Source organism: Jeotgalicoccus marinus DSM 19772 (genome assembly GCF_000425825.1).
In the GTDB taxonomy this organism is placed as follows: Bacteria; Bacillota; Bacilli; order Staphylococcales; family Salinicoccaceae; genus Jeotgalicoccus; species Jeotgalicoccus marinus.
In genome coordinates, this window is record NZ_AUEE01000006.1 from 85,437 (window position 1) to 101,723 (window position 16,287).

The 16,287-nt window shown below is 36.5% G+C and carries 13 protein-coding genes and 1 other RNA gene; 3 read left to right on the top strand and 11 right to left on the bottom strand.

Features of this window, described 5'->3' with window-relative positions:
* Positions 1–44: 44 nt before the first annotated feature.
* Together ssrS and H624_RS0104105 are read right to left on the bottom strand one after the other, a co-directional pair.
* A non-coding RNA gene (ssrS, locus tag H624_RS12350) (6S RNA) lies at positions 45–239 on the bottom strand.
* A 59-nt stretch (positions 240–298) separates the two neighbouring features.
* Positions 299–994 carry a Crp/Fnr family transcriptional regulator gene (locus tag H624_RS0104105; protein WP_051220472.1) on the bottom strand — a complete coding sequence of 232 codons (696 nt, stop codon included), beginning with the start codon at positions 992–994 and terminating at the stop codon, positions 299–301.
* A gap of 119 nt (positions 995–1,113) precedes the next feature.
* On the opposite strand from H624_RS0104105, the gene H624_RS12845 reads away from it, so the two are divergent.
* The 3 genes from H624_RS12845 to H624_RS0104120 are packed head-to-tail and all read left to right on the top strand — an operon-like array spanning position 1,114 to position 3,435.
* Positions 1,114–1,266, top strand: coding sequence for a cytochrome c oxidase subunit 2A (locus tag H624_RS12845; RefSeq protein ID WP_240921823.1), 153 nt, complete (start codon positions 1,114–1,116; stop codon positions 1,264–1,266).
* Positions 1,267–1,274: 8 nt separating this feature from the next.
* Positions 1,275–1,766 (top strand): cytochrome c oxidase subunit II, encoded by a 492-nt coding sequence (locus tag H624_RS0104115; RefSeq protein ID WP_026866477.1) that lies wholly within the window; start codon positions 1,275–1,277, stop codon positions 1,764–1,766.
* 16 nt (positions 1,767–1,782) lie between these two features.
* Positions 1,783–3,435, top strand: coding sequence for a b(o/a)3-type cytochrome-c oxidase subunit 1 (locus H624_RS0104120; protein WP_026866478.1), 1,653 nt, complete (start codon positions 1,783–1,785; stop codon positions 3,433–3,435).
* A gap of 84 nt (positions 3,436–3,519) precedes the next feature.
* Here the strand turns inward: H624_RS0104120 and H624_RS0104125 are convergent, their stop codons facing one another.
* The 9 genes from H624_RS0104125 to secDF form a co-directional block, all read right to left on the bottom strand.
* The gene (locus tag H624_RS0104125; protein ID WP_026866479.1) at positions 3,520–4,239 is read right to left on the bottom strand and encodes a YwaF family protein; all 720 of its coding nucleotides are present in this window, start codon (positions 4,237–4,239) and stop codon (positions 3,520–3,522) included.
* A gap of 71 nt (positions 4,240–4,310) precedes the next feature.
* A complete protein-coding gene (gene aspS, locus H624_RS0104130; protein ID WP_026866480.1) occupies positions 4,311–6,071 on the bottom strand; it encodes an aspartate--tRNA ligase in 1,761 nt (586 codons plus the stop codon).
* Entirely contained in the window at positions 6,072–7,334 is a 1,263-nt protein-coding gene (gene hisS / locus H624_RS0104135) for a histidine--tRNA ligase (RefSeq protein WP_026866481.1), read from the bottom strand. It lies immediately after the preceding gene.
* 299 nt (positions 7,335–7,633) lie between these two features.
* Positions 7,634–8,371, bottom strand: a complete 738-nt coding sequence (locus tag H624_RS0104140; RefSeq protein ID WP_026866482.1) for an N-acetylmuramoyl-L-alanine amidase family protein — start codon at positions 8,369–8,371, stop codon at positions 7,634–7,636.
* Positions 8,371–8,823 carry a D-aminoacyl-tRNA deacylase gene (gene dtd, locus H624_RS0104145; protein ID WP_026866483.1) on the bottom strand — a complete coding sequence of 151 codons (453 nt, stop codon included), beginning with the start codon at positions 8,821–8,823 and terminating at the stop codon, positions 8,371–8,373. Before dtd ends, H624_RS0104140 begins: the two co-directional genes overlap by 1 nt.
* A 9-nt stretch (positions 8,824–8,832) precedes the next feature.
* The gene (locus tag H624_RS0104150; protein WP_026866484.1) at positions 8,833–11,013 is read right to left on the bottom strand and encodes a RelA/SpoT family protein; all 2,181 of its coding nucleotides are present in this window, start codon (positions 11,011–11,013) and stop codon (positions 8,833–8,835) included.
* Between the two features lie 104 nt (positions 11,014–11,117).
* The gene (locus H624_RS0104155; protein ID WP_026866485.1) at positions 11,118–11,636 is read right to left on the bottom strand and encodes an adenine phosphoribosyltransferase; all 519 of its coding nucleotides are present in this window, start codon (positions 11,634–11,636) and stop codon (positions 11,118–11,120) included.
* Positions 11,637–11,650: 14 nt separating this feature from the next.
* The gene (recJ, locus tag H624_RS0104160; RefSeq protein ID WP_026866486.1) at positions 11,651–13,894 is read right to left on the bottom strand and encodes a single-stranded-DNA-specific exonuclease RecJ; all 2,244 of its coding nucleotides are present in this window, start codon (positions 13,892–13,894) and stop codon (positions 11,651–11,653) included.
* A 54-nt stretch (positions 13,895–13,948) separates the two neighbouring features.
* Positions 13,949–16,228: a protein translocase subunit SecDF gene (gene secDF, locus H624_RS0104165; protein ID WP_026866487.1), complete on the bottom strand. Its 2,280-nt coding sequence runs from the start codon at positions 16,226–16,228 to the stop codon at positions 13,949–13,951.
* Positions 16,229–16,287 lie beyond the last annotated feature (59 nt).

Genomic DNA, 16,287 nt, shown 5'->3' on the forward strand with positions numbered 1-16,287 from the left:
TTTTTCTCATAAAAAATAACCACCAAGAAAACTTGGTGGCTACCGAAATACCCAACATAAGCCGTGTGTTATTGTTGATTATTTTGGCCTGCTATTTGCAGGTGGGTGCCCTGTTTCCAACTCCAAACGTCCTATTGCGTTCATAGGCTTGTTTTTCGAAAGAAAACCAATTAGGCTCCCGTTTAAAAAGGTGTTAGGTCAAAATATAATTCAACACATCACGAACTCTTCAGGAATTTCTATTAATATAATAATACCACAAAATATATAGAAGTAAACTAAAAAGTCTGAAAGCGCTTTAAAATACTTGGCAAACATCTATATGACAGTCTTCACAATTAATCATATGTCGTAGTTTTTCGATGTTATGTATTGTAATTACTTTATTTTCTATTGTAATCAATTCCTGCTGAATTAATTCTCTCAATAATCTATTAACGACCTCTCTAGAGGTTCCACACAATTGCCCCATCTCTTGGTTTGTAATCTTTGTTTTAATTACAATCCCTTTTGAAGTCTTTTCACCAAATGAATTGGATAAGCGAATTAAAGTTGAACAAAGTGCCCCAATTTTACCGTACATGATATTGTCTCGCATTTTAGTAATTGAGCGTTGTCGATCAATCTCTACCCAGTGCATCCATTCTGTTTTTATATCTTCATTTTCTAATATTAGAGTCTCAAATCTCTTTCTAGAAATTTTATAGATTTCTGTATTTACTTTTGCCTTAGCGTAAGTTGCATGAACTTTCGGTCCACAAAAGAGTGTTACAGCACCAAATATGCCTTTCTCACTAATTAAATTTGTGGCCAATTCAACACCTTCTGGTTGCATACGACTAATAAATACTTGTCCTTTTTTAATGGTGCATATGTAGGTTGTTTCATCACCTGGATAATAAATATAATCGCCTTTGTTAAAGCTCATTTTTGAGCCGTGAGTTTCTATAAGACTAATGAGTTGGTCAGGATAAAAAATTGTATTATTCATCATAATTTAACCTCCAGTCATTTGAGTAAATTTTATCATAAAGTGTGACAAATATCACTTTTTTCTGAGGCCTACTCGCTTACAATTTATGTATAGAAAACATTCGTAAAGAAGGTGAAAGTATGACTGAGAAGAAAAATTTAGACAAAAAGAACGAAGAAGATAGCCATCAAAATATGGATTTAAGAGGCACATTTATGATGGTACTTTTTCTCGGAGGTTTAATGTTACTCAGTTGGTTCGGTGCATTTATTTTATTCATGGAAAGGATGTAGGTTAACACATGCACAAGTTTGAGAAAATTTGGATTACGCTTGGGACCGGTTCTCTTGCGATATTTTTAATTATTTTAGGTATATCTGCAGTCCATGGTGGGCACACACCTGCTGCAAGTGGTATTGAAACTATAAATCCTGAACATGTCAGAGATGATGAACGATTTAAAGAGCCCGGACTCGTCGAGGCAACTTCTGGAGATCATGATTATGATTTATATTTTGTTGCGAGTGCTTTTATGTATGAACCAGGTGAAGTTGAAATTCCTGTGGGTTCTAAAGTTAAAGTCCATGTCACCAGCCCAGATGTTGTTCACGGCTTTCAAGTCGTTGGGACAAATATCAACATGATGGCTGAACCGGGTCTAATTTCCACATATGATATGACCTTTGATGAGCCTGGAGAACATCTAATACTCTGCAACGAATATTGTGGTGTCGGTCATGCTGATATGACATCTAAATTGAAAATCGTAGATGGAGGTACAACGAATGACTAATTTCACAACTGCTCAAATGTTTGCACCACACACTAAGGTCGATTCTAAAGATAGTAAACTTGTTTTAGCAAACATGTTTTGGGTTGCATTCGCCTTACTTATCGGTGGATCTGCTGGTCTCCTGCAGACCTTAGTACGTTCAGGTCAATTCGAATTACCTTTTGGTATCGGTTATTATCAACTTTTAACATTACACGGTGTTATACTTGCCTTAGTCATGACATTCTTCTTTATAATGGGCTTTCAAATTGCTGCGCTTTCAAGAACTGCAGGTCCGTTAAACAACAAAGAACGTCGACTCGGTTGGATTGGCTTTTGGGTAATGACTGTCGGTACGCTTATGGCCGCGGTGATGATTGCGACTAATGAAGCTTCAGTTTTATATACTTTTTATGCACCGCTTCAAGCACATGTTATTTTCTATATTGGATTAACGCTAGTCATCGTTGGTACATGGTTGTCTGCTTTAGGCCAAATGATGCGTTACTTCCGTTGGCGCAAAGAGAATAAAGGACAAAAGACACCTTTACTGAGCTATATGACAGCTGTAAATAACCTTATGTGGTATGTCTGTACAATAGGTGTTGCAACAACAGTACTATTCCAATTTATTCCTTGGTCCGTTGGTTGGGTTGAGACAATAAATATTACACTAAGTCGTACCTTATTCTGGTATTTTGGTCATGCCTTGGTTTACTTCTGGCTCTTACCTGCTTACATGGTATGGTACGCAGTGATGCCAAAAATATTAGGTACAAAAGGATTCTCAGATAAACTAGCGCGTCTTGCTTTTGTATTATTCTTATTCTTCAGTATCCCAGTTGGTATTCACCACCAACTCGTTGATCCTGGTATTGATGCATTTTGGAAAGGACTACAAGTTGTTCTAACTTTCATGGTTATTATTCCATCCTTAATGACTGCCTTTAGTATGTTTGCTGTATTTGAAACTTATGGACGTAACAAAGGCGCCACTGGTTTATTAGATTGGTTTAAAAAATTACCATGGTCTGATGCACGATTTGTGCTGGTATTTATAGGTATGCTCTTCTTCGTTCCAGGTGGACTTGGAGGTATTATTAATGCATCCGGTCAAATGAACCAATTGGTACACAATACGATTTGGATTGTGGGTCACTTCCACATCACAGTAGGTGCACCTGTCGTACTTACCTACTTCGCAGCAATGTTATTTTTACTTCCACATATTACAGGACATAAAATCGACCGCATTGCGAACAGATTGGGACTGATGCTCGCTTACACATGGGCACTGGGTATGGGTATTATGTCTGCAGCTATGCACTTTGCAGGATTAAGAGGCGCTCCACGTCGTTCAACCTTCTCTGAATACGGCGGTGCGCCAGTCGCAGAAGAATGGATTACTTATCAGGTCATGCAAGCCGTCGGGGGTTCTTTCTTATTCATTGCAATTATTATCGCAATACTAATGTTCCTGAAATTGATTACTGGACCAAAAACAGATGAAATTGAAGAATTTCCTGTCGCAGAATTCCTTGATCAGAATGATCCGCCAGTCAGATGGGTCGATAATTGGAGGCTGCTCTTTATAATTACAGCCTTTTTAGTACTAATTGCCTACACGGTACCAATCACACAAATGTTTACAGAGAACATTCCAGGTGCTAAAGGCTTTAAGTTATGGTAGCAAAATAAAAATGGTGTGAACATCTTAAACAATGGATGTTCATACCATTTTTTATATTGCCTGCTTGTTTTTCATAAATAAAGTTTAATTTTCTTTTAATCGACTCTTTGTAATATAACGGAACATTGGTATAACTGATTGTATCAGTATGCCGACAATAACAAAACCAAACATCACACCAGAAAGTGTAATAATATAATATTCGAACTCTCCTAAGTCTTGCCAGAATGGCCGGTCAATAGTGTAGAAGTAATTACTACCTATTGATTTATTTAATAAGTGTGCAACTGTCATATATACCATAAAACCTAATGCAGAAATTATTGAACCTTTGATATTAGGTACAAAGCCATTAATGGCATGTCTGATATATGGATATACGATAATTAAACTATGCAGGATAAAGAATGTTACACCAAGCATGTGGAATGGTGATGAGATGCCTACAGGATAGATGAATGATGCGTAAGCAAAAATTCCCCAATAAAAAATAATTTGATCCAACCAAGCTTTGTTTACAAAGAACTGAATGATAATCAGATAGCAAACTAAACGGCAAATGTGCAATGGTAAGGACTCAGTTAATGAATAATCAGTGAATCCGACAAAGTAAATGACACTCAGAACGCGCTGTAAAACGGCAAATGAAAGTATGATCACCATTGCCTTTTTAGGTTCTTTTTTTACCCGCCATCTGTTCTTGATTAAAAATGCAATAACTAAAGCAAATCCAATCAAATAAATGATGTGCTCTAAACTGCCGAGTTCAATTGTCGCTGCATTTGGATCAACAAATGTTTGCATTCCCCGCCTCCATAATTTTAAAAATAGACTGAGATGAATTCATCTCAGTCTAAGTGTAAACAATTTTCGTCTTATTTGCCAACGTCTAAATCAATATTTAACTCTTTTAATTGTGCTTTAGAAACCTCAGAAGGTGCTTGCATCATTAAGTCGCTCGCATTTTGCGTCTTAGGAAAGGCAATAACATCTCTGATGTTATCAGATCCTGTTAATAGCATGACAAAACGGTCTAGTCCATAGGCAATACCACCATGTGGTGGTGCACCATATTGGAAGGCTTCAATTAAGAATCCAAACTGACGGTCTCTTTCCTCATCAGTAAATCCAAGTGCTTTAAACATTTTTTCTTGAAGACTTGAGTCGGAAATACGAATCGAACCACCACCGAGCTCATAACCGTTTAAAACGATGTCGTAGGCGTTTGCTTTTACTTCTTCAGGTGCTGTTTCTAGTTTGTCAATATCTTCTTCTCTAGGTGAAGTAAATGGATGGTGGGCAGCAAAATAACGCTCAAGTTCTTCGTCGTATTCTAGTAATGGCCAGTCGGTTACCCAAATGAAATTAAATTGTTCTGGATCGATCAATCCTAAATCCTTACCTAATTTATTTCTTAAGTTTCCTAGGCTTGCATGTACAACAGATGTTTTATCTGCAACGAATAGAACAAGGTCATCAGTTTTAAGGTCAAGTTTTTTAAATAATTCCGCTTGACTTTCATCATCAAAGAATTTTGCAATTGGACCTTGTAGTCCTTCTTCACTGACCTTCAACCAAGCGAGACCCTTAGCACCGTAATTTTTAACGAAAGCTTCAAGCTTATCAATATCCTTACGTGAATAGTTTTTAGCTTGGCCTTCGAGTACTAAAGCATTCACTATACCCCCGCTTTCCACTGCAGAAGAGAATACTTTAAAGTCTGATGTCTTAGCAAAATCACTAATATCTTGTAGTTCTAAAGCAAAACGTGTATCGGGTTTATCTACACCGTATCTCGCCATTGCTTCATCATAAGTGATTCGGCTAAATGGTGCAGGCACATCAATATTCTTAACCTTTTTCATAACAAACTGAATTAACCGTTCATTCATCTCAATCATATCTTCAATGTTAGTAAATGATTTTTCAATGTCTATCTGTGTAAATTCTGGCTGACGGTCTGCACGTAGATCTTCATCTCTAAAACATTTAACAATCTGGTAATATCTTTCTAGACCCGACAACATTAATAGTTGCTTATAGATTTGTGGAGATTGTGGTAGTGCATAAAATTCTCCTGGATGTACTCTAGAAGGTACAAGATAGTCTCTCGCACCCTCAGGTGATGATTTCGATAAAACAGGTGTTTCAATATCCATGAAATCTTCTTTATCTAAGAAATCTCTGACAGCTTTATTTATTTTATATCTCGTGCGTAAAATATTTTGTAGTTTCTGACGACGAAGGTCAATATAACGATATTTTAAGCGTGTATCTTCATTTACCTTGTCTTCGCTCACTTGGAACGGTGGCGTCTTAGCTTTTGCTAAGATTTCAATGTCACTCGCTAAAATTTCAATGTCACCAGATGGAATATTTTTATTCACTTGAGATTCATGTCGTTTGATTACTTCACCATGAATACTTACAACATATTCTGTACGGATTGTATCTGCAATCTTAAGCGCTTCAAGAGATACATCTGGGTTGAAGACGACCTGCACTTGTCCTTTTAAGTCACGCATATCAATAAAAATTAATCCACCTAAATCACGACGCTTTTGTACCCATCCTTGTATATGAACCTGCTCACCAACCTTGTCTAAGGTCACTTCATTTGAAAATATTCTTGTCATTTATTGGTCCTCCAAAAATTGTATTAATTCGTCGAATTTCACATTTTTACTATCGCCAGTAGCCATTTCTTTGATATCAACCGCTTCACTACTTAACTCATCATCACCTAAGACGATGGTATAGCGTGCATTTTTTCGGTCTGCATCTTTCATCTGTGCCTTCAGTTTACGATTTTCATAATCCATCTCTGCACTAATATTGTTTTTTCTAAGCTTGTGAAGTAAAGTACTTGCAACATCTCGCGCTTCATCAGTCATTGTACAAATATATAGTTCAATGCCACTTTCATCTGGAATTGTGATACCTTCAGCTTCTAAGGCTAGGAGTAGACGTTCAATACTTAAGGCAAAGCCAATACCCGTTTTTTGTGGACCATCTAACAGCTCTAAGAGACCATTATAGCGACCGCCACCACATAAAGTTGTTATGGCTCCGAATCCTTCAGAATCACTCATTAACTCAAAGGCAGTGTGCGTGTAGTAATCTAAACCACGAACGAGATTATAATCTACTTCGTACTCGATATCTAAATCATCTAGTTTGTTTTTTACTGCCTCAAAGTATGCTTTTGATTCGTTATTTAGATAATCGTACATTCTCGGAGCAGTTTGAACAAGTTCATGGTCCTTATCCTTCTTACAGTCTAGAATGCGCATCGGATTGGTGTTAATTCTGCTTTGACAATCACTACAAAACTCACCAATCCTTGGAGAAAAGTGTTCAACCAAGGCTTTATTATATTCATTTCTTGAATCGATATCACCAATTGAATTTATCTTAAGCTTAAGCTTTTTCAATCCAAATGATTGGTAAATATTCATCAACATACTGATGACTTCAACATCGATTAATGGATCCTCTACACCAATTGCTTCTATACCAAATTGAACGAATTGACGATATCTACCTTTTTGCTTTCTTTCATAACGAAACATCGGTGCTAAATAATAAAGTTTTGTGGGTTGTTCAACATCATGTTGCATCTTATTCTCTATATAACTTCTCACCACGGGAGCAGTACCTTCAGGGCGTAATGTTAGACTACGATCACCCTTATCTTGGAAGGTATACATTTCCTTATTGACAATATCAGTTGATCCACCGACACCTCTGACAAAAAGTTCAGTTGATTCGAAGACAGGCGTGCGAATTTCTTTATAGTTGTAACTTTTAGCAACTTCAGCTAGTTTTTTTTCTATAAACTGCCACTTATAAGATTCCGACGGTAAAATATCTTGGGTACCTCTTGGTACTTGAATCATAATATCTCTCCTAAATAAATTATTTAAATATAAAAAAACCTTATACCAAAAATGGTATAAGGGACGAAATGGTCGTGGTGCCACCCTATGTTCAGTACGAGTATCGTACTCTCAAGACAGATAACGGTTGTTGCCGCTGATTTTCAGATGTATGAGCAAAGTGTCGGCCAATATCTTTTTAAGCATTCACTTCCAGCCTAGGTGAATTTCTCTTTTGCTTTTATATAGATACTCTCTTTGCAAATGAAATATTTATAATTAGTCTCTTAATAATAGTCAGAATTATTGTTAATGTCAAGTTATCTATGAACATAAGAATTTATGCCTTCTATTAAGGCTGTCACCATCTTATCTTGATATTCCGGTTCATTTAAAATATAATCATCAAACTCATTTGAAAGATAACCAAGTTCAACTAAAACCCCAGGATAATCTAACTGCCAAGTGACCTGATAGTTCATCGTTTGATTTCCACGATTATAAAGGAATGAATGTCGATCTAAGGCTTCGTTTAAATGTTGACCAAAGGCCTCTTGTTCTGGATAAGTATAAAAAGTAGTAAAACCAGATATAGCAGGATCATCAAAAGCATCACTATGTAAGCTTATAAATAAATCTGCTTCAACCTTCCTATCATCTAAACTCTTCGTTTCTTCTTCACTGCGAGTCATAATGACTTCTGCACCTGAATCCTCTAAAGTAGTTTGTAATTTAGAAGCAATCGAGTAGACGACATTATCTTCATTTTCTCCGTATTTACTTGGTGCACCCGGATCTTCACCGCCATGGCCAGGATCAAGCGCCACAGTGATTCCACTCAAATCATAGGTTGGTGCTTCTGTTTCATTTGAAAAATCCATAGTAATTTTTTGTTCAGGTTCATGAATCACTGTTCTATATATATAAACAGCTAAATATAAAATTCCAACTGCAATAATTAAAATAAATAAAGGCTTTACATATAAATGTTTTTTATATTTTAAGAAATATAAAATATTCGAAACTACTTTTTTAAAAAATGCTTTGATCGTATTCATCAGACTATTTTTCCATCCACAGCTTCATAGATGAGTGTAATCGGACCGTCATTTACAATTCTAACGTCCATATGTTCACCAAAGAAACCTTCTTTAACAATGAGTCCTTCATCTCTTAGACCTTCATTGAATACTTGGTACAGATCTTTTGCCACGTCACCAGATGCGGCATCGGTAAAGCTCGGTCGATTCCCTTTTTTCAGTGAAGCATATAAGGTAAATTGAGAGATACTTAAGATTTGACCGCCTACTTCTTGAATCGAACGATTGATTTTTCCTTCTGCATCTTCAAACACACGGGCACTGGCAATTTTTTTAGCGAGTACTTTGGCATCAGCTACAGTAGATGATTGACTCACACCCACTAATAAGCAATAGCCATCATTGATTTCATTATACATTTCGTTATTGCTAACTAGTGCATGTGATACTTTTTGTAATACAATCTTCATCGTCATCCCTCACTTAAATACGCGTTCAACGCTGTATATATCTTGTAATTGTCTAATTCTATCTACAACACGGTGTAAGTCATGTTTATTCGGTACCATAATCGATAAACTTACCCGTGCTTGTTTTGTTTCATCAGCTAAGCCATTCACTCTCGTAATTGGAACTTTTAAGCTTGAAATTAAATTTAATATTTCATTGACCAGGCCATTTCGGTCATAACCAGTAATTTCTAAATCAACTTGATATCGCTTGTTTTCTTCTTTGTTTCCAACCCATTCCACATCAATTAAACGCTCAGTTTCATTGATGATGTTTGGACATGTACTGACGTGTACTTTCACACCATGTCCCTTAGTAATGTAGCCGATAATGTCATCACCAGGAATTGGATTACAACATTTAGATAAGTTGATCAACATATTATCCATGCCTTCAACATAGACACCGGATTCGGTTGCAATATCTTTATATTCCTTAGTTCTGTCAATCTCTTCAACATGGTTGGATTGAATTTCTGCTTCTTTTGCCTTAACCTTCTCTAACAAACGATTCGTTACTTGATTAACGGTTACACCACCAAATCCTATCATGGCAAAGAGATCATCAGCCTCACGTAAATTATAGCGATCTAAAACTGCATCAATATAATTTTCTTTCCATATTTCATCAGGAATATAACCACGTTCTTTAATCTCTGCCTCTACAGCAGTTCGCCCTTTTTCTATATTTACTGCCTTATCTTGTTTCTTAAAGAATGAACGTATCTTATTACGAGCAGAAGACGTCTTTACCATTTTTAGCCAATCAATGCTTGGTCCATATGATTGTTTACTTGTTCTGATTTCTAAGATGTCTCCAGTTTCTAACTCGTGATCAATCGGAACAATTTTACCATTTACCTTAGCTCCGACCATCTTATTACCTACTTCTGAGTGAACCTGATAGGCAAAGTCAATCGGAATGGCACCTTTAGGTAATTCAATGACATCACCATCTGGTGTAAAGACATATACTTTATCACTCAATAAGTCAGTTTTTAAGGCTGCCATAAATTCTTCGGCATCTGGATTGTCAGAAACATTCCCTACAATTTCTTTAAACCAGTTTAGCCTAGAATCAAGTGATACTTTCGATGCATCAACGCCTTCTTTGTACGCCCAATGCGCAGCGACCCCGTGCTCAGCAATTTCATGCATTTCATGGGTCCTAATTTGTATTTCCAATGGATCTCCATTCGGCCCAACGACCGTCGTATGTAGCGATTGATACATATTCGGTTTCGGCATAGCAATATAGTCTTTAAATCGTCCTGGCATCGGTCGCCATATGGTATGAATAATACCAAGCGCTGCATAACAATCCTTCACATCGTCCACTAAGACACGAATTGCAAGTAAATCAAAGATTTGCTCAAAATTCTTTGCCTGCTTTTGCATCTTTTTATAGATACTATAGATGTGTTTAGGTCGTCCAGACAGATTATGATTGACTTGACTGTCTGTGAGCTCATAGTCAATTTTTTCAATTGCTTCATTAATGACATTTTCTCTCTCACTACGCTTTTTCTTCATCAGACTTACTATACGGAAATACTGACCAGGTTCAATGTATCTTAATGAAGTATCCTCTAGTTCCCATTTAATACTGGAAATACCAAGTCGGTGTGCAAGTGGCGCATAGATTTCTAAGGTCTCCTTAGAAATTCTTACCTGCTTCTCCTCAGGCATTGCCTTTAACGTTCTCATATTGTGTAGGCGGTCTGCAAGCTTAACTAAAATAACTCTTATGTCTTTAGCGATAGCAATGAAGAGCTTACGGTGATTTTCTGCTTGTTGCTCTTGATGAGAACGGTATTTTACTTTTTCTAATTTTGTTACACCGTCTACAATAACTGCAACTTCTTCATTAAACATCTCTACAAGATCATCAAATGTATACGGCGTATCTTCTACGACATCGTGAAGAAAGCCTGCGATAATGGTTGGTGCATCTAGTTTTAATTCTGTTAAAATGCCTGCTACTTGGACAGGATGTGCAATGTACGGCAGACAATTTTTACGGAATTGTCCCTCATGAGCTTCTTTTGCAAGACCATATGCTTTTTTTATAAGACGGACATCGCTGTCATCTATGTATTCACTGCACATGTTGAATACGTCTTTCGCACTATATGGGTATTCCTTATCCATGATCAGACCGCCCTTCTTAAATTAGATATAGAACAATAATACTACAAATAAACGTTGAATAAAACATTTGCTATATAAAAAAGCCTGTATAAACAGGCTTTAAGTTAATCTTCGTAAGTTATTAAGGAAATGGTATCATAACCTTCTAGTAGTTCCATACCATTTAAGTATTTTAGTTCAATTAAAAATGCAATTCCTGCAACAATACCGCCAAGTGCCTCCACAAGTTTGATTGTCGCTAAAATCGTCCCACCTGTAGCAAGTAAGTCATCAGTAATTAAGACGCGTTGGCCAGGTTTGATTGCATCCTTATGCATCGTTAGTACGTTTGTACCGTATTCAAGTTCATATTCATATTCTAACACTTCTCTTGGTAACTTACCTTTTTTACGTACCGGTGCAAAGCCAATTTCCATGCTGTAAGCGACTGGACATCCGATAATAAAGCCACGTGCTTCTGGTCCAACTACAACATCGATATCTTTTTCTTTCGCATAAAGAACAATCTGATCAGTGGCATACTTATATGCTGGACCATTATCCATTATTGTTGTAATGTCTTTAAAACTGACACCTTTTTTCGGCCAGTCTTCTACTTCTGATACATACTGTTTTAAATCCATAATTTCCTCCACATTTACGTCGTAATTAATGTCCGTAAATAATCTTTCATTTTAATCCCAGATGACATTTTTAATTTTGCTTCCGCTTCAATTTTATCAGTCAAGCGTCTTAAATGCACGCTCTGTTCAATATCAATATCATCTTTGATTTTATCCTTATATACTATACCATGTTCTAACGTAATACGGCTTAAATCCACTAAAATATCTATAATATTTTTCAAGTTCTTCATAGATATATCAAGTTTACTAGCTAGGTACGGTGCATGAATTGTAAGGTCGATTGACCCATTCTCGGCTTTTTTAATGACTGCATCTGTCTTTTCAATAATTTGTTTACTAGGTAAACCTTCAAAGAAGAGCTCATTTTTATCGTTAAAAATAACGATGATTTTAGAGGCTTGAATACCGGATAAACTTTCTTTTAGTGCCGAAAGGGAGTAAGGAATATCTCTAAGTACAAGTGTGTCCATTGCTAAAGGTAATTCCTCACCGTAAACAAAATAGTTTCCTTTTTCCGTCTCATTTACATCAGACGTTAGAAAGGTATCTTCTTTAGATACTAGTGAGAAGTCTTGGTCATTTTTCGCCCTCATATCTAATATCTGTAGGTCATCCACTCTTGCATCTGAAAGAATCATCTGAAGACTTCTCTTATGATTGAATTCATTGATATCTAAAGTGCCGATAAGAGAAATCCGGTCTCCTACTTGTACTTCATTATATAAGTTACCAAATTTAAAACCTATGATATCAATATCCGTATCATCTAAATTAATTTTAATATGTGTCTTATCTTTACCAACTTGGCGAATGCTCTTGATTGTTTGATTAGTAATCATGAATGTGGGTACGTTAAAGTCTTTACCAAACGGTTTGAGTCTAGACAGTCGTTCAAAATCTTTCATGGTCAAATTATCTTTAGTAATTTTATAATCTATAAATTTAACTGGTTTTAACTTCAAGTTCAAATTGTTGAAGTGGTCAGTAACGGTCGTTTTAAATTCTTCTGCTCCACTCTCGTAAATCGCTAGACCGAGTGCCTGAGAGTGTCCACCCAGGGATTCGAAATACTCAGGGTACTTCCTCAACGCTTCAAGTAAGTTTACACCGTCTATAGACCGTGCAGAGCCTTTAAAAAGCTCAAAGTCTCGGCTTAAGACGATAGCTGGTTTTCCAAAAGCATCGGTGAGTCTAGAAGCGACTATACCTAATACACCATGATGCCAGGTCTCTCCAATAACAATATTAATTTCATTACTCTCATCTATCTGTTGTACCGCTTCATTGTATATAGTTTCTACAAGTGCCTTACGCTCCGTATTTAAACCATCAACCACACTTGACAGTTCATAAGCCTGGTTTTCATCCTCGGTGAGTAGGAGTTCTACACCAATAGAAGCCTCATCGATTCTACCTGTTGCATTCAGTCTAGGTGCGATTGTAAAACCTATCGTCTCTTCATCAATCAATCCACTGTGATTACTCGTTTTAAGTAATGATTTTAATCCAAGTGGAAGTTGTTCGTTCAGCACTTTTAAGCCTGCTTTTACTAACATTTTGTTTTCATCTGTCATTGAGACAATATCTGCCACAGTACCAATAGCAAGTAAACCGAGATATTGGTCTTTCATTAAGTCTAAACCTTCAATCACCTTGTATGTCACACCTGCTGCTGCGAGTTCCTTAAAGGGATAGGCACTCTCTTTATAGTCAGTGTGAACAATGGTTGCATTTGGAATTTCTTCTGAAAAACTATGGTGATCAATAACGACAACTTCAATGTCATTATCTCTTAATAAACCGATCTCTTCACTGTGTGCCACACCATTATCTACAGTAATAACTAAATCGACGTTGCCCACAACTTCAAATTCAAAAAAATCATAGTTCGGCCCATAACCATGTTCTATACGGTTTGGAATAAAATAAGATACATTGTCACTTTTACCTCTTAAAGCGTCATACAGCATAGCAGTAGATGTAATACCATCAGCATCGTAATCTCCATAAATTAAGATGCGACTATTATTTTCAAGATGGGTGTTAATTATATTGATAGCATGCTGGATGTTCGGGATATATTGCCAATTATAAGTTTGTGGATTTAGAATTGTCTCCACTTCAACGCTTGATGTATAGCCACGATTTTCTAGTAATGTCTGCTCTAAATGGTTTAATTTATATTCTTTAATTAGCTGATCTTCAATTTGGCTCGTTCGTTCTCTTACTTGCCATGTAAATTTTGACGTAAACACTCAATCACCTCTTAAAAAACGCCCGGCGTAACCGGACGTTTGAATGTACTAATATTATACTACCACTTTATCATCATTTTTTGGTTTATCAGTATAGACAACTAATTCTCCACCTGCTTTTCTAAGCTGTCTACGTTTAAGCACTCCCCATAGTTGAATAGCAATGAAGAATGAAGAATATACACCACTGATTAAACCAATGAGTAAAGCTAGTGAGAAGTTAAAGATTGAAGTCGCTCCAAATAGTACCAAGAGGACGACAACTATAATAACTGTCAATACTGTATTAATTGATCTTGTCGCTGTCTGTCTTAAGGAACGATTGATGACTTCATTAATTTCAGCTTCACTTCGGTATACTTTAACTTTTCTATTATTTTCCCTAATCCTATCTAAAGTAACAATTGTATCATTGATACTATAACCAACGACGGTCAATACTGCTGCAATGATAGTTATATCAACCTCAAGCCTTAAGATAGAGAAAACTGCAATAATTATAAAGACGTCATGTAAGAGCGCAAGTACTGCTGGAAGCGCCATTCGCCATTCAAAACGAATCGACGTATAAATGATAATACCAATCGAAGCAATAATTAAGGCTACTATTGCATTTTGTACAAGCTCCTGACCAATCACAGGACTCACCGTACTAATCATTGGTTCTGAACCATAAAGTTCATTAAAGTGATTTTGTAAGTCAGTGACTTCCTCTTGATTCAAATCAGTCGCATAGCGTGCTACAAATGTATCCTCACCTGACATTGTAATTGACTCTGCTGGAACCCCTAGGTCACTGAGCTCTTCTGTGACTTCACTTTCAGTCACATTACCATTTGTCGAAATATCAGCACGTGTCCCGCTTGTAAAATCGATACCTAAATTTAGTTTAAAAATAAAGAGAATCACAATACCCGCTACAATCATTAAACCGCTAAGGGCAAAGAACTTATTGGCATGTTTGACAAAGTCAAAACGATCCCAAATTGATGAAAGATCTTGAATGTCTTTACCTTCAGTAATATTATGAATGTTCTTTTTAGCTACACCAAACCAGGTTATTTTTTTATTAAAGTAATTTGAATTAACGATTAAATTCATTAGCACTCTCGTTAAGACTACTGCTGTAATAAAACTCATTAGAATTGATAAGAGTAGCATTGTTGCGAACCCTTTAACACTACTAGTACCAAATATAAAGAGCACAATAGCAGCGATTAATGTTGTTAAGTTCGCATCTACAATCGTCCATAGGGATGAAGATGCTGCTTTTTTATACGCTTGTTTTAAGCTTCGGCCAATCCTAATCTCGTCTTTTAATCGCTCGTATAATATAATGTTCGCGTCCACAGCCATACCAACACCGAGTATGATTGCCGCAATACCTGGGAGGGTCAATGTACCACTGATTGCATTAAAGCCAACTAATGTAAGATAGATATAGATTGTTAGAGTAATCGCCGCAATGATGCCAGGTACTCTATAGAAGAAAATCATAAATATAAATACTAAAGCAACACCAATCAATCCAGCAGTGACCGTTTCATCTAGAGCTTGTTCACCAAACTGTGCACCAACTGAAGTCGAATAAATCTCAGTTAATTTAACAGGTAATGAACCAGAGTTTAATAGTGCTGCAATATTTTGTGCACGTTCTACACCTTCTTGACCGTCAAATCCGCCAGAAATCATGACATCTGAAGAATTAATCGGTTGTGAAACAGTCGGTGCAGAGATAAATTTAGGGTCTTCCTTTTGAACTTCTTCGGCGAATGAATCTTCACCTTCTACAAAGTCCATCCAAATCACCATCAGGTTTTCACCTTGTGGTTTAGAAGAAATTTCCTCAGTGACTTCCTTAAATTTATTACTATCACGTAGTTCAAGTGACACCATTGCATTATTCAGTTCATCATAGCCCTGAGATGCGCCGCCCTGAACTAAGTCTTTACCAGAAAGTAAAACATTATCATCAACATCACGGATGGTCAGTTCTGCCTGTGTACTTAATAATTCACGTGCTTCTTGCTGATCTTCTACACCTGCTAGCTGTATTCTAATTCTATTATTATCCTCGATTTGAATACTTGGTTGTGATACACCGAGCACGTTAACACGTGAATCTAACGTTGATGCGGTCGATTCAACAGCACTATCGTCAATCGTATCCCCCTCTTCTAAAGGATCAACTTGATAAAGTACCTCGAAACCACCCTGTAAATCCAAACCTAAATTGACGTCTTTTAAGACATCTTTTAACGTTAAACCAATTGTCGTAAATGACACGACAACAATCATCAATGCAATTATTATTTTATTAATTTTCTTTTTCACTACTACACCTCTAGTTTCAACAGTGAGTTCATTATAACGCTAATGAAAAGAAAGATAAA

Coding starts and splice junctions, on each gene's coding strand:
- H624_RS0104105 (WP_051220472.1), bottom strand. CDS start 994: ATGATGAATAATACAATTTTTTATCCTGACCAACTCATTAGTCTTATA.
- H624_RS12845 (WP_240921823.1), top strand. CDS start 1,114: ATGACTGAGAAGAAAAATTTAGACAAAAAGAACGAAGAAGATAGCCAT.
- H624_RS0104115 (WP_026866477.1), top strand. CDS start 1,275: ATGCACAAGTTTGAGAAAATTTGGATTACGCTTGGGACCGGTTCTCTT.
- H624_RS0104120 (WP_026866478.1), top strand. CDS start 1,783: ATGTTTGCACCACACACTAAGGTCGATTCTAAAGATAGTAAACTTGTT.
- H624_RS0104125 (WP_026866479.1), bottom strand. CDS start 4,239: ATGCAAACATTTGTTGATCCAAATGCAGCGACAATTGAACTCGGCAGT.
- aspS (WP_026866480.1), bottom strand. CDS start 6,071: ATGACAAGAATATTTTCAAATGAAGTGACCTTAGACAAGGTTGGTGAG.
- hisS (WP_026866481.1), bottom strand. CDS start 7,334: ATGATTCAAGTACCAAGAGGTACCCAAGATATTTTACCGTCGGAATCT.
- H624_RS0104140 (WP_026866482.1), bottom strand. CDS start 8,371: ATGAATACGATCAAAGCATTTTTTAAAAAAGTAGTTTCGAATATTTTA.
- dtd (WP_026866483.1), bottom strand. CDS start 8,823: ATGAAGATTGTATTACAAAAAGTATCACATGCACTAGTTAGCAATAAC.
- H624_RS0104150 (WP_026866484.1), bottom strand. CDS start 11,013: ATGGATAAGGAATACCCATATAGTGCGAAAGACGTATTCAACATGTGC.
- H624_RS0104155 (WP_026866485.1), bottom strand. CDS start 11,636: ATGGATTTAAAACAGTATGTATCAGAAGTAGAAGACTGGCCGAAAAAA.